The sequence below is a fragment of the Actinomadura chokoriensis genome, assembly GCF_041463665.1.
GTDB classification, from domain to species: domain Bacteria; phylum Actinomycetota; class Actinomycetes; order Streptosporangiales; family Streptosporangiaceae; genus Spirillospora; species Spirillospora chokoriensis_A.
The window spans coordinates 197,577-221,729 of sequence record NZ_JAXCEJ010000011.1 but is presented as its reverse complement, the minus strand read 5'-3'; the positions used below and the strand labels follow the sequence as shown (position 1 = coordinate 221,729).

At 73.3% G+C, this 24,153-nt stretch carries 20 protein-coding genes and 3 pseudogenes; 3 read left to right on the top strand and 20 right to left on the bottom strand.

The annotated features are described in order from the left end of the window. Positions 1-478: 478 nt before the first annotated feature. Positions 479-1,360, top strand: a complete 882-nt coding sequence (locus tag SM418_RS19315; RefSeq protein ID WP_371942272.1) for a phosphorothioated DNA-binding restriction endonuclease — start codon at positions 479-481, stop codon at positions 1,358-1,360. A 109-nt stretch (positions 1,361-1,469) separates the two neighbouring features. Here the strand turns inward: SM418_RS19315 and SM418_RS19310 are convergent, their stop codons facing one another. From SM418_RS19310 to SM418_RS19290, 5 genes and pseudogenes are all read right to left on the bottom strand, one after another. Next, positions 1,470-2,075 carry a hypothetical protein gene (locus SM418_RS19310; protein ID WP_371942273.1) on the bottom strand — a complete coding sequence of 202 codons (606 nt, stop codon included), beginning with the start codon at positions 2,073-2,075 and terminating at the stop codon, positions 1,470-1,472. Positions 2,076-2,323: 248 nt separating this feature from the next. Continuing rightward, positions 2,324-2,872 (bottom strand): hypothetical protein, encoded by a 549-nt coding sequence (locus tag SM418_RS19305; RefSeq protein WP_371942274.1) that lies wholly within the window; start codon positions 2,870-2,872, stop codon positions 2,324-2,326. A gap of 42 nt (positions 2,873-2,914) precedes the next feature. Further along, a pseudogene (locus SM418_RS19300) lies at positions 2,915-3,595 on the bottom strand (MCE family protein); the annotation flags it as partial. Between the two features lie 35 nt (positions 3,596-3,630). Beyond that, a complete protein-coding gene (locus SM418_RS19295; protein ID WP_371942275.1) occupies positions 3,631-4,599 on the bottom strand; it encodes an MCE family protein in 969 nt (322 codons plus the stop codon). 61 nt (positions 4,600-4,660) lie between these two features. After that, positions 4,661-4,978, bottom strand: a pseudogene (locus SM418_RS19290) (ABC transporter permease); the annotation flags it as partial. On the opposite strand from SM418_RS19290, the gene SM418_RS19285 reads away from it, so the two are divergent. Further along, positions 4,959-5,120 (top strand): hypothetical protein, encoded by a 162-nt coding sequence (locus SM418_RS19285; protein ID WP_371966081.1) that lies wholly within the window; start codon positions 4,959-4,961, stop codon positions 5,118-5,120. The pseudogene SM418_RS19290 and the gene SM418_RS19285 sit on opposite strands and share 20 nt — an antisense overlap. Before the next feature lie 103 nt (positions 5,121-5,223). On the opposite strand, the pseudogene SM418_RS19280 reads toward SM418_RS19285, so the two are convergent. The 3 genes and pseudogenes from SM418_RS19280 to SM418_RS19270 all read right to left on the bottom strand — a co-directional run bounded on the left by SM418_RS19280 (position 5,224) and on the right by SM418_RS19270 (position 6,928). Next, positions 5,224-5,390: pseudogene (locus tag SM418_RS19280) on the bottom strand (ABC transporter permease). 26 nt (positions 5,391-5,416) lie between these two features. Further along, positions 5,417-6,010 (bottom strand): MlaE family ABC transporter permease, encoded by a 594-nt coding sequence (locus SM418_RS19275; protein ID WP_371942276.1) that lies wholly within the window; start codon positions 6,008-6,010, stop codon positions 5,417-5,419. 267 nt (positions 6,011-6,277) lie between these two features. Then, a complete protein-coding gene (locus SM418_RS19270) occupies positions 6,278-6,928 on the bottom strand; it encodes a nitroreductase family protein (protein WP_371942277.1) in 651 nt (216 codons plus the stop codon). A gap of 75 nt (positions 6,929-7,003) precedes the next feature. Between SM418_RS19270 and SM418_RS19265 the strand changes: the two genes are divergently transcribed. Further along, positions 7,004-8,275 carry an acyltransferase family protein gene (locus SM418_RS19265; RefSeq protein ID WP_371942278.1) on the top strand — a complete coding sequence of 424 codons (1,272 nt, stop codon included), beginning with the start codon at positions 7,004-7,006 and terminating at the stop codon, positions 8,273-8,275. Between the two features lie 35 nt (positions 8,276-8,310). Here SM418_RS19265 and SM418_RS19260 read toward each other — a convergent pair whose 3' ends face one another. The 12 genes from SM418_RS19260 to SM418_RS19205 all read right to left on the bottom strand — a co-directional run bounded on the left by SM418_RS19260 (position 8,311) and on the right by SM418_RS19205 (position 24,152). After that, positions 8,311-9,003, bottom strand: a complete 693-nt coding sequence (locus tag SM418_RS19260) for a vWA domain-containing protein (protein ID WP_371942279.1) — start codon at positions 9,001-9,003, stop codon at positions 8,311-8,313. Between the two features lie 76 nt (positions 9,004-9,079). After that, on the bottom strand, positions 9,080-10,249 hold the full coding sequence (locus tag SM418_RS19255; RefSeq protein WP_371942280.1) for a hypothetical protein: 1,170 nt from the start codon (positions 10,247-10,249) through the stop codon (positions 9,080-9,082). Next, positions 10,246-11,133 (bottom strand): protein phosphatase 2C domain-containing protein, encoded by an 888-nt coding sequence (locus SM418_RS19250; RefSeq protein ID WP_371942281.1) that lies wholly within the window; start codon positions 11,131-11,133, stop codon positions 10,246-10,248. Before SM418_RS19250 ends, SM418_RS19255 begins: the two co-directional genes overlap by 4 nt. Next, positions 11,121-12,275, bottom strand: a complete 1,155-nt coding sequence (locus SM418_RS19245; protein WP_371942282.1) for a hypothetical protein — start codon at positions 12,273-12,275, stop codon at positions 11,121-11,123. The genes SM418_RS19250 and SM418_RS19245 overlap by 13 nt, the downstream gene beginning before the upstream one ends. A 5-nt stretch (positions 12,276-12,280) precedes the next feature. Then, positions 12,281-14,554, bottom strand: a complete 2,274-nt coding sequence (locus tag SM418_RS19240; protein ID WP_371942283.1) for a hypothetical protein — start codon at positions 14,552-14,554, stop codon at positions 12,281-12,283. Beyond that, positions 14,551-15,342: a hypothetical protein gene (locus tag SM418_RS19235; RefSeq protein WP_371942284.1), complete on the bottom strand. Its 792-nt coding sequence runs from the start codon at positions 15,340-15,342 to the stop codon at positions 14,551-14,553. Before SM418_RS19235 ends, SM418_RS19240 begins: the two co-directional genes overlap by 4 nt. After that, complete coding sequence (locus tag SM418_RS19230; RefSeq protein ID WP_371942285.1) at positions 15,339-17,567, bottom strand: hypothetical protein; 2,229 nt, start codon at positions 17,565-17,567, stop codon at positions 15,339-15,341. The genes SM418_RS19235 and SM418_RS19230 overlap by 4 nt, the downstream gene beginning before the upstream one ends. Beyond that, a complete protein-coding gene (locus tag SM418_RS19225; RefSeq protein WP_371942286.1) occupies positions 17,564-18,451 on the bottom strand; it encodes a hypothetical protein in 888 nt (295 codons plus the stop codon). The genes SM418_RS19230 and SM418_RS19225 overlap by 4 nt, the downstream gene beginning before the upstream one ends. Further along, positions 18,448-19,332 (bottom strand): hypothetical protein, encoded by an 885-nt coding sequence (locus SM418_RS19220; RefSeq protein WP_371942287.1) that lies wholly within the window; start codon positions 19,330-19,332, stop codon positions 18,448-18,450. The genes SM418_RS19225 and SM418_RS19220 overlap by 4 nt, the downstream gene beginning before the upstream one ends. Continuing rightward, the gene (locus SM418_RS19215; RefSeq protein ID WP_371966080.1) at positions 19,329-20,213 is read right to left on the bottom strand and encodes a hypothetical protein; all 885 of its coding nucleotides are present in this window, start codon (positions 20,211-20,213) and stop codon (positions 19,329-19,331) included. The genes SM418_RS19220 and SM418_RS19215 overlap by 4 nt, the downstream gene beginning before the upstream one ends. Positions 20,214-20,218: 5 nt before the next feature. Further along, positions 20,219-22,078, bottom strand: a complete 1,860-nt coding sequence (locus tag SM418_RS19210) for a hypothetical protein (RefSeq protein WP_371942289.1) — start codon at positions 22,076-22,078, stop codon at positions 20,219-20,221. 1 nt (position 22,079) lies between these two features. Continuing rightward, positions 22,080-24,152: a hypothetical protein gene (locus SM418_RS19205; protein ID WP_371942290.1), complete on the bottom strand. Its 2,073-nt coding sequence runs from the start codon at positions 24,150-24,152 to the stop codon at positions 22,080-22,082. Between the last annotated feature and the right edge of the window lies 1 nt (position 24,153).

Genomic DNA, 24,153 nt, shown 5'->3' with positions numbered 1-24,153 from the left:
TTGCGGTCGCCGGGTTGAGGGAGGTGTTCAGGTGGAAGCCGGGGCGCAGGGTTCTCGCGCCCCAGCACCCCAGCGCCCCAGCGCGCGCTTCGCGCGCGCCATCACCGACAACCCCCACCCACCACTCGTCCTCGCCGACTGCTTTTCCGCGCGCAGCGCGGCACCGGCAGCACCCCGCGCCCACCCCGCAGCAAAACACCCCCCCAAACCACCACCGCAACCAACGTGACAGCAACCGGCAACACACAGAAACAAACGCACCCGCCTTCGGAAGGCCACCTGAGCCACCCACCCACAGCAACCACACAAAACCAATGAAAAGAATGCCTCAGCCACGCACAACATAAGGGGACGCAACAACCGCCACCACGCACCGAGGCGGGTCGCTCATGGGCGGAGCCGCCGAGATATCCCCGCAGGACGCTGCCGACATCACTTGGAGCACTCCTCGGCCGCTCACCGGACTAGGGTTGCGCGCGTGGACTGGGTCGAGCGGGTGCTGAGCGTTCGCAGATACTCGCGGAACGGGGAGCGCGCTCCGCACAAGCCGCTGCTGTTGTTGTACGCGCTTGGACGATTCCGGAGCGAGGGGCCGCGCGCGATCGAGTTCTCGGCCGCCGAGAACGATTTGAAGGAGTTGCTGAGGGAGTTCGGACCGCCGCGGGAGACCAGTGCGGGTTACCCCTTCCACCACCTGACGAACGACGATCTGCTGTGGGAGGTCCGGACAGCCGACGGCGGGGGCAGTCCAGGCCCCGCCTTGGGCGCGCTGCGGAGTCACGGGGCCGCCGGGCGGTTGCATCCGGCCTTCGCCGCCGCGCTCGACGAGGATTCGGCTCTGCTGCCCCGGCTCGTGCGAGCACTGCTGGACGCCGATTTCGCGCCGTCCATGCATGCCGACATCTGTCAGATGGTCGGCCTGGATCTGGAGGACGCGGAACTGCCTCCGGGGATGCGCGGCTCCCGCGATCCCGCCTTCCGGCTGGAGGTGCTGGAGGCGTACGAGTACTGCTGCGCCTTCTGCGGCTATGACGGCTGGCTGAGCGGCACCGCGGTCGGGCTCGACGCGGCGCACGTGCGGTGGCGGACGTACGGCGGTCCCGATCGGCTCGGCAACGGAATCTGCCTGTGCGCGCTCCACCATCGGCTCTTCGATCGCGGTGTCGTCGGCCTGACCGACGATCGGGCGATCACCGTGTCGCGCAAGTACATCGGACGCGCCGCGACGTCCAGGAGTCTCGTCCTCGACCTGGCGGGACGGCCCGCGCGGGAGCCGCAGCGAGGTCTGGAGCCGGTCGAGACCGAGCACATTGGGTGGCATTCCCGGCAGGTCTTCCGGGGACCCGCCCGCGCAGCGTGAAAGCGGGTCAGACGGCACTGCGGCTGCCTCGATGACGGCCTGAGCTGACCCGTCCACGATCAGGGTCGGCGTTGCTGCAGGCTCCGCCGGCCCTGCTCCATCCCTTGGATCAGGGGGTCTTCTCCGGGGCCGGGACGTTCTGCTCCAGGTTCTGCTGCTTGCCGTCGGGGTCGGTCATGCTCTCGTTCGCCGCGCCGATCGAGGTGACGTCGGTGACCTTCCAGTCGCCGCCGCGCCGGACGAGCCGCATGTCGAGGTAGGAGCCGCGGACGCTGCGGGTGCCCGCCGTGCTGTGCACCTCGGAGTCCATGACGACGACGGCCTTCGCCGTCCCCGACTCGATCTCCCCCAGGTAGACGGTCCGGACGGTCGCCGTCGCGTCCGCCTTCAACTTGGTGATGACGCCTTCGAGCCCGCCGGTGAACGCCTCGTCGTAGGTCTTGGCGAAGTCGTCGGACGCCAGCGCGAGGACGTGGTTCCGCGCGTCCTGCAACTTGGTGTGGTCGTAGCTGAGCAGCGCCCGCCCGAATTCGGCGGCGCTGGCCCTGATCTGCTCCCGCTCCGCGTCCCGCTGGGCCGCCTGGTCGGCCTCGTGCCACTGGAGTCCCGCCGTGACGGACGACCCGACGAGCGCCACCGCGACCGTCGCCCGACCAGCCAGGTCTTCACCGGAACGCCCCGCCACATCCGCGGCCCGGCCTCGCCCTTCGCCCATTCGGCCTCCGGCTTGCTCTCAGCCTTCGACCCCTCGGCCTGCGGCTCGCTCTCGGCCTTGCACTCCACGGCTCTTGCCTGCTCGGCCTTCGACTCGCCCTTCGGCTCGGCCTTCAACTCGCCCCCGGCCTTTGGCTCCTCGGCCTTCGACTTCGACTCCGCCGCCTCCGTGTCGTCGCCCGCCGGGTCCTCGGTCTTGGGGACGTCCTTCGTGTGGATGTCAGTCTTGCTCACGGGGTCCTCCAAGGACTATCGGGAACGGCGGCGCAGGGCGACGCGGAGGGTGTTGAGGACGGCGACGGCAACGATGAGGCCGCCGAGCACCGGGGGCAGCAGGGGCAGCCAGCGGGAGTCCGGGCGTTCCCCGCCGGCGTTCACTGGCCGCAGGTCGCCGTCCGGCGAGGTGTCGGCGGGCGAGTCTCCGGCACCCGCGGCCCTGCCGGGCGTCGGTTTGACCTTCGCGGCGGCCTTCGCGGCCTGCTTGTCCGCGGGACCGCTCGCCCGGCAGAAGGTGAGGTTCGGGGCCGTGGGCTTCGGCACCGGGCTCGTGTACTCGGTCGGCGCCTTGGCCGGGCCCGTAAGGGTGATGACGGGCGTGACGCGCAGGTACTTGCCGCTCGGTTCGGTCGCGGTGATGTCCGCGACGAGGGCCTGCAGCGTCGGGACGAGCCGCAGCACGTGCTCGATCTTCTTCTGGTTGGCGGGCGTCATCAGCGGTGTGGTGGGCGTCGATGCGGCGGCGAGCAGGCAGTCGAGCCCCGGACGGGCGTCCTGGAGGAGCCCGGACAGGTTCTTCATGGCGCCGGGGCCGGAGGCGAGGACGGTGTCAAGGTCGCGGGTCTACTGCCGCAGGGACGCGGTGAGCAGCGCGAGGTCGTCGATGCCGGACGCGATCTCGCCGCGGTGGGCGGTGAGCGTCGCGGTGAGGCGGGTGAGTTCGCGGGACAGCGCGTCCAGCGTCCCGGCGTCGGCGGCGAGCGTGCCGGTCAGCCGGTGCGTGTCGGAGATCATGTCGTGCAGGTCGTCGCCGCGCCCGCCCAGGCCGGTGGCCAGTTCGTGGACGAGGGTCCGGGTGTCGCGCGGGTCCACGGCGTCCAGGGTGCGGCTGAGGCCGTCGAACAGCTGCCTGTAGTCGGTCGTCCCGGCGGTGCGGGTGAGCGGGATGTGGTCGCCGCCCCGAAGCGTCGCCGACCCACCCGCCCCGGCCCCCTCCGATGGGGCCGCGGCCGGGGTCAGCTCGATGTACGGCTCGCCGATCGCGGACTTGCGCAGGACGCGCGCCCCCACGTCGGCGGGGATCCGCGCGTCCCGGTCGAGGTTGAGGCTGACGGCGACGTGGTCGCCGCGCAGCCGGACTGCCCCGACCTCGCCGACGCGGACGCCCCGGTGGGTGACCTCCAGGTCACCGTGCAGCCCGGGTGAGGACGCGAAGTCGGCGGTGACGGTGAAGGGCCGTTCGAGCGCCTCGATGTGGATCACGCTGCGGACCGCCCACACCGCGAGGGCGACGCCGAGCACGGCGAAGAAGACGAGGTTGACGGCGACGCGGGGATATCTCATGGACGCGGCCCCAGCAGTCCTTCGAGGTTCTTCCGTTTGGACGCCGACTTGGACGACGCCGTCTTGGACGACGCCGTCTTGGACGACGCAGACTTGGACGACGTCGCCGTGGCGGCGGCGCCGGGATACGGCAGGAACCCCTTGATCCACAGGAAGAGGAGGGACTGCCCGCTGGACGACACCGAGGGCCCGTTGAGGAAGTTCAGCACCGTCCCGGCGAGGGTCTTCAGCTCGTCGCGCCCGCGCAGCGCGGCGGCGAGCAGCTCGTCCGCGCGCTTGAGCAGGGCGGCGAGCCGCGCGGCGTGGCGCTTCTGCACCTTGGCGTTGACGGAGGTGGCGAGTTTGAGCAGCGCCTGGATGGTCCGCTTCAGGTTGTCGCGGTCGTCCTGGAGCCGCCGGGTGGCGAGTTCGACGTTGCCGGGCAGCCGGTCGAGTTCCCTGGACCCCTTGCTCAGCGAGCGCCCGAGCCGCCCGAGGGAGTCGAGGGCGCGGCCGAGGTCGGTGCTCGCGGCGGCGTACTGGTCGCCGACGGCGGCGGCGCGGGCGATGAGCGTGTTGAGCTGGGGCCCCTTGCCGCCGACCGCGGTCGCGGACTCGGCGCTGATGGTGGCGATGTCCTGGCCGCCGAGGGCGGCGAGCAGCGGGCCGACCTTCTCGCTGATCTGCTCGAGGTCGGGCTGGACGGACGTGCGCCCGATCGTGGCGCCGGACGCCAGGTACGGGCCGCCGTCCAGGCGGGCCCCGGCGGGCAGGTCGAGCCGCACGTAGTTCTCGCCGAGCAGCGACGACTTGGCGATCGTCGCGGTGGTCCCGGTGGGGACGCGCTTGCGCAGCGACATGGTGACGCGGGCGCGGTAGCCGTCCAGCCGGATGCCGGTGACGGTGCCGACTCGGATGTCGGCGACCTGGACGCTGTGCCCGGTGACGAGGCTCTGCACGTCGTCGAACGTGGCGTGCAGGGTCACGTCGGTCGTAGACGCCGGGCGCCAGGTCGAAGAAGCCGGTGCTGATCAGCCGCGTCGCGAAGAAGCTGGCGAACAGCGCGATCAGGTAGAGCGGGACGAGCGCGATCAGCGCCGCGACGACCCGGGTGCACACCAGGTAGGCGAACGACCCGATGCCCATGACCTCCAGGGCGTCGATCTCCTCGGAGATGCGCATCGCGCCCAGTTCGGCGGTGAACGCCGACCCGCACTGCGCGGCGAGCGCCACCGCGGCGATCACCGGGGTGATCTCCCGGACGTTCGCGAACGAGCCGACCAGCCCCATGAACGACTGCGCGCCGATCGACTGGAGACCGGTGTAGCCCTGCAGGCCCACCTCGGTGCCGACGAAGAACGCCATCGTGAAGATCACGAAGATCATGCCGCCGCCGACGACGCTGGCGCCGACGCCCACCACCACGTCCGACACGTGCCGGGCGACGGTCTTGGCGTACTTGCGGCGCAGGATCAGGTCGCGCACCGAGTACAGCAGGATCCGGTAGACGAACACGGGCCACTGGGCGAGGTCCCCGGAACGCCGCAGCGCCTCCGACCCGGCCCGGGCGGCGCGCGGCGCGATCCGCTCCATCACCTGCAGGCTCGCCATCAGATCCTCGGCGGGAACGCGACGAAGTACACCGTCGTGATCACGTAGTTGAGGGCGAACACCAGCATGAACGCGACGACGATCGCGCGGTTGACCGCGCGTCCGACCCCGCCGGGCTCGCCGCGCAGCTCATTCCCATGTAGCAGGCGACCACGGCCGCGACCACGCCGAACAGCCAGGACTTCAGCAGGGTCACCACCAGGTCGGACGTCTGGAGCAGCGACACGGCGCGCCGTCGAAGTAGGCGCCCGGCGTGACGTCCTGCAGCAGCACGTTGAACACGAACCCGCCGGCCGCCCCCGCGACGATGACGAGGGAGGCGAGCAGCGTCGAGACGAGGCTCGCCGCCCACAGCCGGGGCGTGACGAGCCGGTGGACGGGGTTGACCGCCATCGCCTCCATCGCCGACAGCTCGTCCCGGATGCGGCGGGCGCCCATGTCGGCGGTCATCGCCGCCCCGCCCGCGCCCGCGATGATCAGCGCCGCGGCGATCGGCGCCACCTCGCGCACCAGGCCGACCACGACCGCGCCGCCGGTCGCGGACTGCGCGCCGAGCTGGGCGGCGAGCTGCCCGACCTGGAGCGCGACGGTCGCGCCGAGCGGCAGCGACACGAGGATCACCGGGATGCTCGTCACCCGGGCGAGGAACCACGCCTGCTCGGCGAACTCCCACGCCCAGGTGCGGACGTCCCATGTCCGGCGGACGGCCTCCAGCGCGATGACGAACAGCTCCCCGACCTCGCCCAGCAGGCTGTGGACGCGGCGCGGCATCTGGATCGCGGACACCGGTGGATCACCTCCTTCTCGGTTCGGGCCGGACGGCCCCGCATGCGTCTGGCGCGAAGACGTGGATCACGCGGGGCCGCCGGTGCTCGGGGCGAGGGCACACCGCACACTAGAACACTTATTGACACAGTGGCAATAGGCTATTGGCGGTCCGCCAATAAGGAAGCGCGCGAGCACCGCACCCCAGGTGTCGCGCGGCATCCAGAGAGGGTACGGCCTCCGGAGATCACGGCATCGGCCGGGGTGGGGCCACCGCCGCCGCCCAGGTCACCAGGTGTCGATGTGCAGCACCTCGTCCAGCGGGACCCGCGCGGCGGGACGGAACGTGTCCCCCGTGTAGTAGGCGGTCGGGAGCAGCGCGCCCTGCCGGACGTCCTCGGGCAGGCCGAGCAGCTCTGCGACCTCCCGCTCGTACACCAGGTGCAGGGACGTCCAGGCGGTGCCGAGCCCGCGGGCCCGCGCGGCGAGCGCGTAGTTCCAGGCGGCCGGCATCAGCGAACCCCAGAGGCCGGCCTGGTTGCCGCCCGGGAGCTCGCCGCCCTCCACCCGCAGGCACGGGATCACCAGGACGGGAACGTCGCCCATCCGTTCGGCCAGGTGGGCGGCGCTGTCGCCGACGCGGCGCTGCACCTCGGCGCGGTCCGGGTCGTCCTGGTAGAGGGCGGCGGCCGACACCTTCGACCCGGCGTACGCGGCGAACGCGCGCCGGTAGTGCTCGCCGATCGCCGCGCGCCGCTCCGGGTCGGTGACGACGATCCACTCCCAGCCCTGCCGGTTGCTGCCGCTCGGCGCCTGGAGGGCGATCTCCAGGCATTCGCGGACGAGTTCGATCGGCACGGGACGGTCGAGGTCGAGGCGCTTGCGCACGGTGCGGGTCGTGGTCAGCAGTTCGTCCGGGCTGAGCGGAAGTGTCGTCATACGCCCATCGTGCCGCAGCAGGTAAGGGTTGAGGTTTTCCGGTGCAGTTGATGTGCGAGCAACTAGTCTGTCGGAATGGTTGCCGCTTTGGGTGTTTCCTCCGCTACGTCCAGGCTTGGGTGGCTTGACGCGCTGCGGGGCGGGGCGGCCCTGGCGGTGGCGCTGCACCACGCGAGCTACGTCTACCTCCCCCGGCTCCGGGGGTGGATGACCGACTGGTTCGATCCCGGCCTGTTCGGGGTGCTCGTCTTCTTCCTCGTGAGCGGATACATCGTCCCCGCGTCGCTGGAGCGCCGGGGCAGCGTGCGCGGGTTCTGGATCGGCCGCTTCTTCCGCATCTACCCGCTGCTGGCGGTGACGTGCCTGCTCGCCGTGCTGCCGTTCCTGCTCGGTGTGCTCGGGCTGCGCGCCGGGCTGGAGCGGTACTCGCCCGCGACCGCCGTCCTGGCGCACATGACGATGCTGCAGGACCTCCTGAACGTCCCCAACGTGATGAACGTGCTGTGGACGCTGTCCTACGAGATGGCCTTCTACCTGCTGATCGTCGCGCTGTTCGTGGTGGGCGGGCACCGCCGGTCGGCGCCGGCCGCCGTCGTCCTCACGGTCGTCGCGCTGGTCGCGGTCACGCTGACGGCGGGCGGGCTGCTGACCGGCGCCCACGCGCCGGCGGCCCTGCTGTCGCGGACGGCGGGGACGGGCCCGGTCGTCGCGATGACCGCCGCGGCCCTGGTGGTGGCGATCGCGGCGGCGGTGTCCCGGCGCCCCGTGACCCGCACCGCGGGCGGGCTCCTCGGCGGGCTCCTCGCCCTCGTGCTGGTCTCGGCGAACGGCCGGATCAGCGCGTGGGAGAGCCTCATCATGCTCGCGACCATGTTCGCGGGCACCGCCGTCTACCGCGCTGAGCGCGGCCAGATCACCTGGCGTGCCTGCGCGGCCGCCGGCGGCGTCGTCCTCGCGGGCGCGCTCGCCGCCGGGATGTGGCACGCCGCCCCCTACGGCCCGAGCGCCCAGCTCGTCTGGTGCGGTGCGGTCGTGGCGGCGGCCGCGACGTTCACGGTCGCGTGGCGGCTGCGCCACCGGCGGTTCCCCGCGTGGGCGACCGGCCTCGGGACCATCAGCTTCTCGCTCTATCTGCTGCACCCGCTGCTGCTGATGGTCGCGGCGCAGTTCCTCGGCACGTCCGGACGCGAGGACGTGGTGGGCCTCGCCCTCTTCCTGCTGGTGCTGGTCGGGGCCAGCTGGGCGTCGCAGCGCTGGATCGAGGCCCCCGCGCAGCGCCTCGGCCGCCGCCTCTCCCGTCCGTCCGCACCGGAGACGGCCCGGCAGCCGCAGGTCGTCACATCATGAGTCCGACCGCCGGCCCGGCTCGCGCCGGCGGGAGGTCATCGCTCCACATAGTCCTCGGACAGGACGCGATATCCCGCCACCTCGTTCGGCAGCCGCAGCTCGCGCGCCTGGACCGAGGCGACCATGCTGCTCAGCATCCCGTTCATGGCCTCGGGGAGGGCACTGGTGCTGTCGCCCAGCGCGGGGTCCGCCATGTAGGTCTGGACGGTCGACATGCCGCGCAGGACGGCCTCGACGGCCTCGCCGAAGCCGAAGGAGATGATCCGCGGGTGCCGCCGCCACTGCTCGTCGACGAGCGCGCGGTGCGCTTCCTGCCACCCGGTCGTCGGACGGTCGGTCGGCGCGCCGTCGGTCAGCAGGAAGACGACCGGGCGCAGGACGCTGTACCCCTTGTCCTGGAGCAGCGGGACGTCGATGTCGATCCGGTCGCGGAGCATCTCGAACAGCGGCCCGAAGTTGGTGCCGCCCTGGCAGCGCAGCACCGGCATCTGCCGCATCCTCGTCAGCTCCGTCATCTTCACCACGACGGCCGGCTCGGAGGAGAACGTGATGATCGACAGGTGGACGAACTCGGAGACGCGAGGGTTCAGGTACAGCTCCTTGATGATCTTGGCGAGGGTCTCGTTCAGCAGCTTCTCGTGCTTCTGCATCGACTTGGAGACGTCCAGCGCGATGTAGGTGGGCATGCCCTTGCCGAGGCCGGGCGCCCGTTCCGCTGATTCGGTCATGCCGTGCTTCTCCTTCCATGGTGGCGGCGGCTCGTCAGGACGGCCCCGTCAGGACGGACCGGTCAGGACGGCCTCGTCAGGACAGCAGCGCCGAGGCGACGCCGGTCAGCAGGAGGAGGACCAGCGCGGCCAGGCACATGATGATCAGCGGGACGACGTACCCGTCGATGCCGGGCCAGGCCGGGGCGCGCTGATCCTTTCTTTCGAAGGGGTCCTGCTCGATGGGCGGCGTGGTGGGCCGAGGGGGTGGCGGCTCCGTCCGTGCGTGTGGCGCTTCGGTCCGTGCGGGTGGCGGGCCAGGCGTTCCCGCACCCGTGGCGGAGCCCTGCGCCGTGCTCGACGCCAACCGTGCTGCGGTCCGTGCCGGCGGCCGGTCCATCTCGGTTTCCAGGAGTTCCAGCAGTGCCCAAGTGGCGGGCCGCAGCTCCGGCGGGTCGTCGATCGCGCATCTCAGCGCGTCGGCGAACGGGCCGGCGCGCAGCCGCGCCGACAGCGCGCCGAAGGCGGGGTGCGGATCCTCGCCGCGGACGCCGGTCAGCGTGCGCAGCACGGCCACCGCAAGCTTGTAACGGTCGGTGTAAGCGGTGAGGCGCTCGCCCGGCGAGACCGCCGGGTCGTTCCACGAGTTGCACTCCACCCAGGGCCGGGACGACAGACCGCAGCCGTCCATGTCGATGAGGAAGACACGGCCCGTTTCCCGCGTCCAGAACATGTTGGCGTACGACCAGTCCCCGTAGACGACGCCATGTCGCTCCAGAAGGGCACCGACGCACAGCATGTTCCGCGCGACGCGGAGGCGTTCCCGCTCGTCCGGGACGGCCAGGCCGCGCGCCTCGTAGAACTCACCGTCCGTCTGGACGAGCTGGTCCAGGTTGAGCGGAACCGACTCGGGAGGTCCGAACGGCGTCCGCACCTCGACCTGGAACTCCGGCGGCGCCTTCGCCAGCACGACCCCGGCCGTCGCTCCGTCCGACACGACCCGGCTGACCGGCCAGCATGTCGCCGAGTCCACGATGGCGAGGTCGTCCCGGCGCATCCCGGCGGGCAGGCCGATCAGCCGGTCCAGCACCTCGGGCGGCTCATCGGGGAAGCCCGGCTTGTACCGTTTGACGAGCCAGCCGGGGTGGGCCGCGCTCTCGTAGACCTCCGTGGACTGCCCGTTCTCCCCGGCGATCCGGACCCGGGCCTCGGCGACGTCCGCCAGTTGCGTGACCGGCCCGAACGGCCGGTCCGACCAGGCCCTCACCGGTCGCACCAGACCACGACGGCGGTGCGGTCGTCCAGCTGCCCCCGCGCGTCGAAGCCGACGTCGGCGACGAACGAGGCGACGTGCGGTGGCCCGGCCCAGCGTTCGGCGAACCAGGGCGCGGCGCCGCCCGCGAGCACGTCCCCGACCCCGTCGGTGGCGAACGCCAGCACCGCGCCCCGCTGCACGGTGACCCAAGCCGTCCGCGCCCGGTCGGGATGGAAGGGCAGGAACTCGGTCAGGACGTCCAGGTCGAGGCCCTCCTTGTCGGCGCCGACGAGACGCGTCCAGCCAGCGTCCGAGCGGAGCCAGGCGCCCACGTCCGCGACCCAGGCGAGCCACACCAGCCGGCTGCCGTCCGGGGCCGGCTCCACCGGGACGACCGCGGCGAGCGCCGCCGCCCGCACGTCGTTCTCGGTGACCCGCTGCTGCGCGGCCATCCCCGACATCTGCCGGGCGGCGTCCAGGAACAGGGACGGCCCGTCCAGCGGCGCGCCGCCCGCGAGGTCGGCGCGGAGCCGGCCGATCAGCGCGGTGACGGCGACGTTCGCCCCGAGATGGGAGCGGCTGCTGTCGGACATCCCGTCGGCGACCGCGACCAGCAGGTGCCGGCGGTCCGGGTCGCGGCCGAGCCGGTAGGCGTCCTGCCGGTGCTGGGCGGGCTCGGCGCAGCGGTGGCCCGGCCCGACGAGCGAGGCGGCGCGGACGGTCAGCGGCCCGACGCTGACCGCGTCGGCGGCGATCCCGGAGATGGCGGGCTCGTCCGGCAGCCGCCACGGCGCGCGGGACTGCCGGGCGCCCGCGCCGAGCGGGCGCGGGAAGTCCATCTCCGCGAGGTCGGCCGGGGCGGCCGGCGGCGTGCGGCGGCGGCTCAGGAGTCCCATGGCATCGGCTTCCAGCCGTCCACGCCGTTCTCGGCGCGGTCGCGGAACTCCTCCGGCATGGCGTCCTCGTCCTCCTCGTCCTCCGCGTCGCGGACGAGCTCGCCGGGGAGCGCCGCCTGCGGCGCGGGGGCCGGCACCCCGGCGGTCGCGGGCTCGAAGAGGCCCGACCTCGGTTCCGGCCGGAGCAGCCCGGAGATGGGGTCCAGGCGCTGCAGCATCTCGTTGACGTCCGCCGGCTGAATGATCTTCTGCTCGACGGCCGTGTTGTACAGCTCGATGACCCGGTTCTCCTTGATCTCCTCACGCCGGCGCATGTCGACGATCAGGGTGCCGACACGACTCGGATCCTGCGCCAGGTAGCGCAGGAAGAGGTCGGAGCTGGTCTGGACGGAGGCGCGCAGCGCGGTCACCTCCTCCTCGGTGATCCGCCGCTTGACGCCCGCCTCGTGCAACTGCTCCTGGATGCGGCGGGTCCGCTCGTCGGGGACGGCCCGCACGTAGCAGCGGTGCACGGTGACGCCGCCGTCCTCCCCGCGGCACTCGCCGCGCAGCCGCTCGGAGAGCGCGGTCTCCACCTCGGCGATCAGCTCCACCGGGTGCTCGTGGCACACGGCGCGCGCCACGTCCAGCAACCGGGACCGGACCGCGCGGGCCGCGTCCGACAGCCCCCGCTTCACCACCGCGACCGGGTCGGTCACCGACCACTCCGCCTCCACGGTCAGCTCGAACCGTGCGAGGTCGGTCCGGCTCGGGACCGAGTCCACGAACGTGTCGCGGCGCAGGGTCGTGTCGACCTCGAACCGCCACTCGTAGTGCGGCCCCCCGAGCGCGCGCAAGCCGCGCGGCGGCGACGCGGGAAGCCGCACGACCCGCCCCTCACGGTCGGAGTAGACGAGGGCGCGGTCGGGCGGCGCGGCGCCCTGCGGCGCGTCCCGGGCGGCCATCCTGCTGACGATGACCGGCTCGGACGGGCCCGACTCCACCGAGGCGAACCGTCCGGGGTAGGACTCCGGCAGCGGCGACCCCGGGACGCCGCCGGGCCCGGCGGCCTCGGGCGGCTCGGCCGCGGGGAGCGGGTCGTCGCCGGGCGGCGCACCTGCGGGCTCGTCGTCGCGCCGCGGGTCCTCGTCGTTCTCGGCCACCTGGATCACCTTCCGTTCAGGGCGGTCAGTACGTCGGCGGAGCTCTTGCCTGCCTGGTCGTCCTCGGCCCAACCGCGGGCCGCGTATCGCAGGCGCCTGGCCGTGGTGTCGTCGGCGGCGACGGCACGCGCGAGCCGCGCCAGCGAGCGCCGGACCACCGGTACCTCGTCGGCCGTGCACGCCCATTCGCGCAGGACGTCCTGGGCGTTCTCCTGGATGTCGGGGTCGTTGAGAACCTCGCGCCAGAGCGCGGCGATGCCGGGCATCCGATCGGCGTCCATGGCGGCGACGTGCAGGAGGCCGGGCCAGTCGAAGTCGTCGCCCGGCAGCCGCCGGACGAGCTGGGCGGCCGCCAGCAGGAACGCGAGCCGCCCGGTGACGGAGCGGATCTCGTCGCGTCCGGAGATCCAGCTCAGCAGCCGCCTCGGGATCTCCGCGCCCGCCCACTCGGTCTCCCACAGTTCGGTGACGGACTCGCACACCGCCGCCGTGACCGTGATGGCCTCGTCGGAGGCGTGCTCCTCCAGCCGGTCGAGCGCGGCGGAGACGCCGCCCGAGTCGTGCTCCACCCGCCACGCGCGGGCCGCGGTCGCGCGCAGTTGCACCGGCTCACCGGCTCCGCCCCAGCCGCGCAGCAGCTCGCGGACGGGTTCGCGCAGCGCGGGCCGCTGCCGCACGGTGGCGTGCAGCGCGGCCGCCGCGACCGTCCGGTACCGGTGGTCGCCGTCGTGCGCCATCGGCTCGATCACGAAGGCGCGGACGAGGTCGAACCCGCGGGCCGCGAGGAAACCGGTGGCGACGGCGGTCCGGGTCCGGACGCTCTCCAGCGGATGCCGGGCGCACCAGCGCAGCCAGTCCAGCAGCGCGGGGCGCTGCTCGTCGAACTCGCCCCAGAAGTACCCGAGCACCTTGCCCTGCGCGTACGGGTCCAGGTAGCGGATCACCTCGGTGGGCGCGGTCACCCCGTACCTGAGCTGGACGGTCGACGTGACGGTCCGGGCGCCGAGCCTGCTCAGCCAGTTGCGCTTGGTCGGCTTCAGCGGGGCGTCGAGGCGGCGCAGCGAGTCGGCGTGCGGGTCGCCGGTCTCCAGGTCGTCCTTCAGCCTCATGGCGGCGAGGGCGGCCGTCTCGTAGGGCTCGCCGCTCAGCACCGCGGCCGAGACCGCCATGCACTGCAGGGACAGGGTCTCCAGCCCCGCGAACCATTCGGCGCGCTGCTCGTCGTCACGGAGCCGGAGCGCCTGCTCGGCGGTCCGGGCGAGCGGAAGCGACTGGCGGTAGGCGTTGAGCAGCTCCACCGCGACCGTGCGGGCATGGCGGGGCGGCCCGGCCAGGGCGAACTGCGCCTCGAGAAGCTCCGGCACGCCGGGCTCGGCGAGGAGGACGTCGGCGCGTGCCGCCCCGAGCTCCAGCGCCATCAGGCCGTGCACGATCTCCCGGCGGTCGCGGACCCCGCCGAGCCGGAGCACCAGTTCGGCCGCCCGGGAGCCGGTCAGCGGGCGCGCCGCGTCCACCGTGATCACCAGCCGGGCGCCCGCGTCCTCCAGCAGGCGGGTGACCTTGTCCAGACCGAACGCCGTGAGCGTGTCCGGGCGGGCCGGTTCCCGCAGGACGTACCCGGCCCCCTCGCTGATGTCGTCGCGGGTCAGCTCGTCCAGCCCGATCCCGGGATCGACCGCGAACAGCCGCCGCTCGGAGCCGCCGGCGGAGCCCCCGGACGAGCCCCCGGACGAGCCCCCGGACGAGCTGTGACCGGAACCGCCGGACGAGCCGCCGGTGGAGCCGTCTTCGGCGAGAGCGCACAGCAGGCGGAGCGCCGCGGTGAACCGGCCGGTGTCCGGGTCGGCCTGAAGGATCACGATCCGGCGGTCCCGCGCGCGGTGGCACAGCTCGTCGAAGTCCTCCGGGGCGACGAAGGCTCGCTGGACCGCCTCCACGTCCTGGCGCGGCAGCGGCACCACCCGGCCCCGCTGCCCCCCGCCCGGCCCGGCGAAGTGGTAGATGTTCTGGTCGCGGCCGACGTACCGCTCCGCCCGGACGTAGCCCGACAGCGCGTCCCGCTCGGTGCCGATGCGGTCCTGGATCGTGCCGCGCCGCCCCTGCTCGCTGAGGACGTCCGTCCGGGACGGCTCCGGGCCCTCTTCGGCCTCGGCCTTCCGGGCGCGCTCGTCCCCGGCCGCCTCGTCCGCCGGCCCGTCCCTGTCCTTGCCGAGGTCGCGGTCCCGCTCGGGCGGCCGCTCCGCCGCCCGGGGCGCGTCCGCTCCATCCCGCTCGCTCACGACCGGCCTCCGAAGCCGTAGGTGATGGTGTTCTGGTCACGGCCGATCACGACGCCGCCCGGCGCGTTGATCGTCGTCACATGGGTGGGCCCGGTCGCCGGCGGGTCCCGCCGCGGCTCGGGCGCCGGCGGGTCCTGCCCCGGCGGGCCGGACGGCGGCGGGCCGCCCGGTCCGCCGCCGTCCGGTCCGTCGGGCATGCCGTCGGGGAAGTCCAGGTCGTTCGGGTTCGGGCCGCCGGGGAACCAGATCCAGGCCTCGTCGTCGTCCCGGAGGTCCGGGACCCGCACCGCACGCAGGTCCTCCGGGTCCAGGGACGTCATGCCCGACTCGATCGACCCGCGGTAGACGAACTTCGAGACGATCACGCCGAGGTCGCAGCCCGCCCTGTCCAGCGCCGTCCGCAGCGCTTCCGCGCCGCACAGGCCGGCGGCCACCACGGGCGCGGAGCCGCTGTACCCGTGCGCCGCCTCGGCGGCGGGCCCGTGGTGGAGCGCGAGCCGCATCCGGGTCCGCGCCTGCGGGCTCGCCACCCGGTTCCGGTCGCGGAGCCCGGCGTTCAGCTCCCGGACGAACCGGCCCACGAGCACCTCGGCGGAGACGTCGTGCGGCAGCACCATCAGCTTTCCGTCGCCGCTGCGCTGGTCCCGCCACCGCCCCGGGTCCAGGCGGGCGTTGCCGGCCGCCTCCCGCACGCACTCGACCAGGTTCTTCTGCAGCACCGCGTGCACGTTCTGCGGCTTCGACCCGTACCCGTGCAGGTCCACCGCGACGACCGTCCGGTAACTCATGCGCCGTCCTCCGGCCCGGGCGCGACGACGACGCTGTAGACGGTCTCGCCGAGCCCGCTGAGGTACTGGTTGAGCTTCGGGCGGTCGACGCCCAGCAGGTGCCCGACGGTGCCCCGCTCGTCCTCGTCGGGGAACATCTTGATCACGTCGCCGAGCGTGTGGTCGAGCTTGCCCTGCAGGAACCTCAGCTCGTCCCGGACGCGCGGCATCGACTTGCGCTCGTCGGCGAGCAGCTCGCGGACTCGGCCGGAGAACTCCGCCACGACGTCCGCGAGGAACGCGAGCGCGCCGCGAGCCCTCAGCACCTCGTAGCTGACGACGTCCCCGAGCGCCACATGCCGGTCGCCGGGGGCGGCGAGGCGCGGGATGGCGACGCCCCTGGCCTCGAAGTGGAACCGCGCACGCCAGAACTCCCGGGCCTTGCCGTCCGCGGCCGTGATGACCTCCAGCGCGTGCCGGCAGAGCCTGTCCGCCTGCTCGAAGCGACGGCGCCGGTCGGGATCGGTCCACGCGACCCCGGTGTCCGGCACCGCGGAGGCGGCGGCCGTGCCGAGCGCCCGGAGCTCGCCGAGCTCGCGGCGCACCTCCGCGACCAGCTCGTACAGCCCGGTCTGGTCGTCGACCGGGACGTGGGAGCGCAGCGTCGCGGCGAGGTCCTCGTAGAAGGTGTCGCTGTCCCACTGCAGGACGCGCGTGAACACGTCCTCGACGTCGTCGTTGAACGCGGCGGCGAGCGGCCCCGCCATCACCAGCACGACGCTGCGCGGATGCGCCCGGCGGTTCCCCATCAACGCCGACGCCCGGGTGCGCAGCTCGGCGAGCTCCGCGTCCTCCAGCACGGCGCCGCTGACCACCAGGGCGCATTCGGAGTCCCCGCGCCGGGAGGTGACCCGCAGGTCCGGTTGCCAGCGCGACCTCTCCTGCCGCCGGACCCGCTCGACGTGGTAGCCGAGCTCGATGCACCGGGCCGACAGCTTGCCCCGCACGTGGTCGGGGGTGTCGGGCGCGCACAGCGAACGGCTCGCCTCCCGGATCTGCCGCGGGCCGATGCTCCCCGTGCCCGCCGCCCGCTCGTAGGCGTGGTGGCAGAGCGTGATGGTCCGCCGCGGATGCCCGTCGGTGATCTTCCACAGCTCCTCCACGCTGCCGCGGCCGAACGGGTACGGTCCGTCGTCGCCCTCATCGTCGGTGCGCAGCGCGGCCCGGATGTAGTCGCGGATCTGCGCGACGGTCAGCCCCGCCGGGACGATCCGCGTGGTCACCCGCTGGTGGACGGCCTGCGGCAGCGCCTCCCAGAAGTCGATCAGCCCGCACACCGCCAGCAGCGCCCCGGTCTCCCCCGCCCAGCCGATCAGGTCCATGAGGGTCTCGGACACCCTGGCGGGACCCTGCGGATCGATCCGGTGCAGCTCGTCCAGGACGAGCACCATCCGGCCGCCCGTCCAGGCGCACAGCCTCGCCAGCGCGCGCAGCGCCTTCAGCGCCCGCGTCCCGTCCCGGACCGGCGGGGCCTGCACGCCGCGGTCGGCGAGCAGCCGCTCGTCCTCCACCGGGAGTTCCCTGGCACCGCAGAGCCACCGCCAGGCCGCGGGGCCCGCCGCCTTGTGCCACACCAGCCGCAGGACCCGCGCCAGGTCCTCGTCGCCGTCGGCGATCTCCATGAGCTCCCGGTGCAGCCGGAACACGACGTCGACCGGCAGCTCGTCGGACGCGACCGGCGGCGGCGCCTCCGGCTCGGCCCCCGGGGCGCGGCGCAGGCCCGCGCACAGGTCCTCGACCATCTTCTCGACGGTGCCGAAGAGCAGCACCCCGGCGGCGGTGTCGACCGGCCGGATCCGGCCGCCGGCGCCGGAGCCGGGCGGGGCGAGCAGCCGCTGGTAGATGGACAGGACGGTGTCCTCCGCCTGCCCCGACGCGACGAGGACGACGGGCCGGGTGCCGGCGATGCGGACGATCTCGTCCATCAGCGTCCACGCCAGATGGCTCTTGCCCGCGCCGAGCTCCCCGAGGATCGCCGCGACCCGCCCGGAGCGCCCCGGGTCGCCGCCGACGTCCGCGCGGGCGGTGAGGAAGTCCATCGCGAGCAGCCGGACGGCGCGGACCGCGTCGGTCTCCACCGCCACGTCCGCGCCGGTTCCGTCGAGGCGGACCTCCGGCACGTCCGGGAACGGATTGCGGTGAGGCGCACCGGACCCGGGCTGGAACTGCGTTCGGGCTGCGTTCACGGCGCACCGATCCTGACTGCCGCGGCGAGGTAGTGATGGACGGCGACCCGGGCCGCGCCGGACTCGATGGCGGCCTCGAACGCCTGGTGGCAGAGCACGTTGAACCAGGTCAGGTTGTTCGGGCTGAGGCTCGCGCGCTGCCGGCCGAGCGCCCGCAGCAGCAACTCCAGGTCGAGGTCGAACAGCGTGTCGAGCGCGGCGTCGCCGCCCATCCGGACCCGCAGGAACTCGGTCAGCTCCAGGTCGCTGAACGGGTTCAGGCAGACCGGGGTGAGGAGATCCCGGTGCGGGCTGCGCGCCAGGCGGTCGCTGACGTCGGCCCAGTCGGCGTCCACCCAGTACGGGAACTCGAAGAGGTAGACGCTGGAGTTCGCGGCGTGCGCGGCCCGCGCGTAGCCCTCCGCCTGGTCGGCGATGGCGGCCGGGCTGAGGTTCGGGTCCGGCCGCGGCAGCCGGACCACCAGGCGCCGCCCGCCCAGCGCGCGCCCGAGCTCGTGGTGCGCCTCCACCGGTTCGGCGGTCCGCACCTCGTGCAGCGCCGTCCGGAGCCCGTCCGGCAGCGGATAGGTGTCGCGCATCCGGGCCAGGCAGTCCGCGGGTCCGGCGAGCCCGTCGGACGGGCGGCCCGCCAGGTCCACCAGGAGGCGGCCCGCGTCCGCGTAGCGGTGCAGGCAGCGGTGGGCCAGCACCGACTTGCCGAGATGCGGCCGGCCGGCGATGAGCACGACGCCGCCGTCCCCGACGTCCGGGGGATCCGGCCGCCCGGCGAAGGCGATGTAACCGTCCTGCCGCTCCGGGCCCTCGCACCCGTCCCGATGGACGCCGAGGTCGGCCGGCCTGCGCGGGAACGGGTTCACGTCGATCGCCTGCTTCTGCGCGTTCATGCCGCCGCTCCCCGCAGGCTGAACGCCGCCGAGAGCACGTGGAACGTGGACACCTCTTTGCAGTCCTGGGCGATGGCGCCGTCGAAGGCGGTCCGCATCAGACCGTGCATGTCCTTCAGCTGGATCGACGGCTGTCTGCGCACCGCGAGCACGTCGAGGGCCTTGCGCAGGGAATCGGGGACCTCGGGCGCGAGAGTGATCTCGCTGTGCGGGAACCTGGCCATCACTCCCTGCACATACGTCCAGACGTCATCGCCGGTCAGCTCGCTCAGTTCGCATTCCCGCACCGTGACGTCGTGGTTCTTCTCGATCTCCTCGACCAGTCGCCTCCATTCACTCGGCCACAGGTCGGTGAGGTACTCGTAGATCAGCACGTTGCCGCTGAGGTCGGCGGCGGTGGCGTACTGGATGATCTCCCTGGCGATGTCCTCGCAGCCGGTGCCCGCCTTCTGCTCCACGCTCGGCAACCGCACCGCGAGCGAGCCGTGGGCCTGCTCCAGGATCGCGCAGAGCCGCTCCCCCCAAGCGCCGTCGTCCGTCTGCGACACCTCCGGGCCGAAGCGGTCGATCTCCTCCCGCAACGCGCAGAGCACCTGGTGGCGCCGGACCGGGCTCTCCGTGGTCACATGCGCGAGATGGAGCAGGTCCACCGTTGTCAGCCCCTGCGCGTGGTACTCGTGCAGCAGGCGGTGCCCGTAGACCGTCTTCCCGTTCCCGCGGTCGCCGCCGATCAGCAGGACGCTCCCCCTGGCGTCCTCCAGTGCCGGAACCCCCGGCGTGTTGGCGAAGGAGAAGAACGGCGAGACGCTGAGGTTGGGGCATTTGGCGATCCCCTTGCAGCGCCCCATTGACGGCATCTTCTCCTTGAACGGGTTCTTCACCGCCCGCCCCCTGTTTCGATCACGGCCGGTTCGGCGTTTCCGGCGAGCGCAGCGTTTCCGGCCGGCACGGCGTTTCCGGCCGGCACGGCGTTTCCGGCCGGCGCGGCGAGTTCGCCGCGTATCACCCGTGCCAGGCCCCCGTAAAGCCGCGCGAGTTGCTCCGTGGTGCGCGCGTCGTCGAAATCTCGCTCTTTCACCGTCCGGTGCGCGTCATCGAGGATCCGCAACAGATCGCGGGATTCGGTTTCCGGAAGCGGCGTGCTCAAAATGGCGGACCACAACTGCAGGCGGCACCCTTCCAGGGCGCCGCCGTCGGGCGTCGTCCCGCGCGAGCGTGCCTGGCGCACGCCGTCGGCCACCTTGAGGTATCCGGTGGCGGCGGCGTTGAGCTGGTCGGTGAGCGTCTGCCGGCGGACGGTGCGGGCCGTCCACAGGGAGGTGAAGAAGGCCAGGAGCGCGCCGAGGAGCAGGGTGAACAGCGGACTGGTCCCGATGCGCTGCAAGAGCGGCGGCCCCGCGGGCGGTTCCTGGAGCGGCTTGGCGCCGGTCAGGGCGACCAACGGCTCGCACGCCCTGGTGAACGCGTCGGTGGAGCTGTCGCTCCATTCGTCGAGCGTGGTGGGCGCCGCCACCCGCTTGTCCCGCACCGGCCGGAACCGGACGTCCGTGCTTCCGGGCGCGGCCTCGCCGAGCCGGATCGCCACCCGGACCAGCTCGGCCCGGTGCTCGTCGGACAGGCAGTGCACCCGTCGCGCGTCGGCGCGGACCGCCTCACCCGGGTCGGGGCCGTCCAGCACGGTCGGCACGGTCGCGACCCCGGCGGCCGCGATCGCGCCGGCCGCGGCCAGCTTCAGCCGGTGTCTCCGGAACCAGGTGCGCATGGGCATCAGACCATGCGCAGGAGGACGACGACCACGAGCAGCACCGGCGACAGCCAGGCGAGCACACCGACGACATCGGCGGGCAGCTTCCGGCCGGGCAGCCGCAGCAGGGCTCGCGCGACGCTCTCGCGGCCCGGCGCGGAATGCCGCGCGCCGCCGCCGAACGGGTCGGGCCGGAGCTGCGGAAGGGCGTACACCAGGCAGTGCTCGGCCAGCCAGTCCGCGCGGTCCGGCTCCAGGCGCCCCGCCAGCACGCCGAGGGCGTCGGCGATCACCGGCGGCAGTCCCCCGGCCGCGTGCCTCCTGCGCAGCTGGTCCTTGAGCTCCTCTTCGCCGTGTCCCACGGCGAAGAGCGGCCGCATCAGGTCGGCCATCCGCCGCGGGGCGTCGGCGAGGCCGTCCACGCGGTCGGCGAACCAGCCGTTCTCGTTCATGATCTGGAGGACGGCGGAGAAGCCGCCCGCGTCCAGCGTCCCTCCCCGCCCGGTGCGCGCGGCGATCCAGTCCATGATGCGGAGCGAGCCCGCCCGGTCCTTCGTCCCGCCGAGCATCTGGTAGAGCCGGACCAGGTACGGGTCACCGCGCCGGCGCTCGGGACGCTGCTGGACGTTCGGCTCCTCCATGGCCGGCTCGTGCACGAGCGGTTCCTGCACAGGCGGCTCTTGCAGGGGCCGCTCCTGCACGGGCGGCTCCTGCACGGGCGGCTGCTGGACGGGCGGCTCCTGCGCGGTTGAAGCCGGAACGGGAGGCGGAACCGGAACCACCGGAGTCGGGCTGGGCGCGGCCGCCTCCTGGACCGGGACCCGGCGCACCGCGGACTCCAGCCCGTGCCGGGCCGGCCGACGCACCTTCGCAACGGGCCGCGGATCGATGGCCTTGGTGATCTCGTTGCTGCACGCGACGGCCTCGATCTTCTCCCGCAGGGACCCGCAGCCCCGGACCACCGGCCAGACGAGCCGGTAGCAGTCGTCGCCGAACACCCGGTAGGCGTCCGCGAGCAGGCCGGCGGCGGCGGAGAGGTCGCCCTGCGGGCCGGCGCCGTCATCGGGACGGACCACGTGGGGCCCCTCGTGAACCGGCGGTCCGTCCAGCGCCCGGTCACGGAACGCGATCGCGAGCTCGGTCCGGCCGTCCCCGCCGCCGAGCGGGGCCTCGCAGGTGGAGAACGCGGCCCGCCAGCCGTCGGTGGCCCGCCCGTCCGCGTCGGTGAGCAGCGCTTTCAGCGTCCGGCGGGTCGCCCACAGCAGGGCGAGCGCGCGGCTCTGCCGCAGCGGGCTGCGGATCTCCTCCTCCGGCAGCAGCACCGTCAGCGACCGGGCCGGGTCCTCCAGGACGGCGGCGAGGAGCGAGGCGAGGCCGGAGGCGTCCTGCCCCCGCCGTTGCAGGTCCTCCCAGGAGGAACCCCCGCTGAGGTGGGAGAAGGTCAGCGGCGTGAGCGGCGCCCCGCGCCCCACCTGCCCCGGGAGATGCCGGAAGATGTTGCGCGGATCGGTGGCGGCGACGCGCATCGCGATATCGGCGGTCAGCACGCTCTCCGGCCCGATCAGGGCCCGCGCCACCATGTTCAGCCGGTCGGCCCCCGCGCTGCGGGACGGGCCGTGCCCCCCGCCGTCGAGCGGAACCGCGTGCGGGTCGACGCTGCGCAGGATGAGCGCCGCCGTCCCGTCCAGATAGGTGAGGTAGACCGCGCTGGACGGCGACTCGGACGCCGCCGTCCGGCCGCGCCCCGAGATTCCCGCGTAACGAGTCAGCCGCTTGTTCCACTGGCGGAACTCCGTGCGGGAGTCGAACGACGAGGCGACGCCGGTGAGGTCGTACTCGTGATCCCAGCGGAACTCGATCTGTTCGATGGGTGCCTCGGTCATCTCAGATTCCTATGTCCTGGGCTTCGGCGGAGGTCAGCAGTCCGGTCATGGCCATCAGCGCGACGAGGGGGCGCAGCACCCGCAGCGGGCGGGCGCCGCGTTCGATCGCGTCGGTCCCGGTCGCCGACACGACGTGCAGGGTGGCCCGTTCGCATTCCTGGTAGGGGCGCGTCCACGCCTCAGCGCCGCGCTGGTACAGGTAGCCGAACACGTCGGCGCTCTCGTCCAGCACGTCGGCGGGGTCCAGGTCGGCCGAGTCACGGCTCAGCCAGTGCGCGATCGGATCGTCGAACTTGAACAGGTCGGCCTTGTTGAGCACGACCGCGGCGCTCACCCGGGCGAGCCGTTGCGAGCCGCGCAGCAGGCTGAGCACCGTGTTGAACGCCGGGTCGCCCAGGCTGCCGGGCGCGAACCGCTTCGGATCGGCCACGAAGACCAGCCCGTCGGCGATGTCGAGGAACCGCTTGGCGTCGCCGACGTTGCTCAGCTCGCCGCCCGCCACGTCGAACAGCGCCACCGCGCGCGAGGTGCCGCCGCCGGACATCACGAAGGCGTCCGCGAACGCGACCTCGCCCTCGCGGGTGGGCGCGAGCCACGTGGAGTCGCTGAACAGCGGGTGGACGATGTCGCGCAGGAACGTCTGGTGCCGGTCGAGGTCCACCGGCTGCGCGGTGATCCCGTAGGCGCCGAGCTCGCCGCGCTCGATCTCCGCGACCATCGCCGCCGCCAGATGGGTCTTCCCGGACGTGGTCCCGCCGATGAAGCCGTAGACGGCCGGCGGCCCGTACTGGCCGTAGGACGCGGGGAGGTAGTGCGTGCCGGTCGTGTTGCCGGGATTGGGGCAGCGCACGGAGGCCGTCCGCATCATGCGGGCGCGCTGCTCGTCGTTGACGTCCGGCGGCAGGACGAGCTCGACGTACTGGGCGAGGCCGTGGTCGAAGGTGTAGAGGGGAAGTCCGCCCCAGTCGAGCCTGCCCAGGCAGATAGGGCAGGACACCTGCTCGCCCGTGCCGGGTGCGGAACGCTCCGCGCTCGATGAGGGTGTCGAGGAGGGCATGGACGCTCCGGGATCGGCGGACGGCTGTGCGGGCTGGAAGGGCTGTGCGGGCTGTGCGGGCTGTGCGGGCTGGAAGGGCTGGGGCGGCTGGAAGGGCGGGCCGGGGCGGGCGGCCGGGGGAGGATCGAGGGACGGCGCCGGCTGCGCGCCGCGCGCCTTCACCGACGCGGTCGCGATCGGCCCGGCCGCTTCCAGGATCCGGGCGACCCGCGCGGCCATGGTGTCCAGCTCCGTCAGGCCCGCGGCGCCGCGCAGCCTGCGCAGCGCGTCGGTGCCGCCCTGCGTGTACATCCGTCCGAGGGCGATCGCCGCCGTGTGGGTGCGCGCCACCGGGCCCCGATCGACCGCGTCCCGCCGGAACCGCAGGAACAGGCCGTCCGGCGGATCGGCGGGCCAGGGCCGCTCGGCGAGGGTCTCGAACCGCACCGTCCAGGCCGGCCAGTCCCGCAGGCCCGAGCCGATCACGGTGCAGATGTCGTCGATCGCCCACAGCAGCGCCGGCGCGTCGCCGGTCGCGGGGACCTCGATCGGGGCCGGTCCGGCCAGCACGTGCGACAGCAGGACGGCGAGGGGCCGCCGCAGCCGGTCCGCCCGCGCCTGCCCGCCGAGGCTCGACCGGTGCGCCATCAGGGAGTTCGGGTTGACCATCGGGGCGCGGCCGGGCAGCTCGCCGGGCGCCCACGTCCAGTCGCGCAGCTCGAGCGCCAGCCGGGGAGTGAGCACGCCCGCGGCGCCGAACAGCAGGTGCGCTGAGGCGGTGCGGGCGGCGCCGGGCTGGCTGCGCCTGATCAGCACCGCCTCACCGTCGTGCACGCCGTAGAAGAAGCTGGACTCGGGCCTGCCGACGTCGCCGGCGCGGAGCCACGGCTCGACCTCCTCGTGCCGGCGGGCCAGCTCGTCCGCGGACGAGGGGTCCAGGGAGCTCGCCACCGGCCAGAGGCCCACGTCCGCCATCTCGCCGAACCGGCCGGTCCTCCCCCAGCGGTACAGCGTCTGGTGCAGCAGCGACGTCGCCATG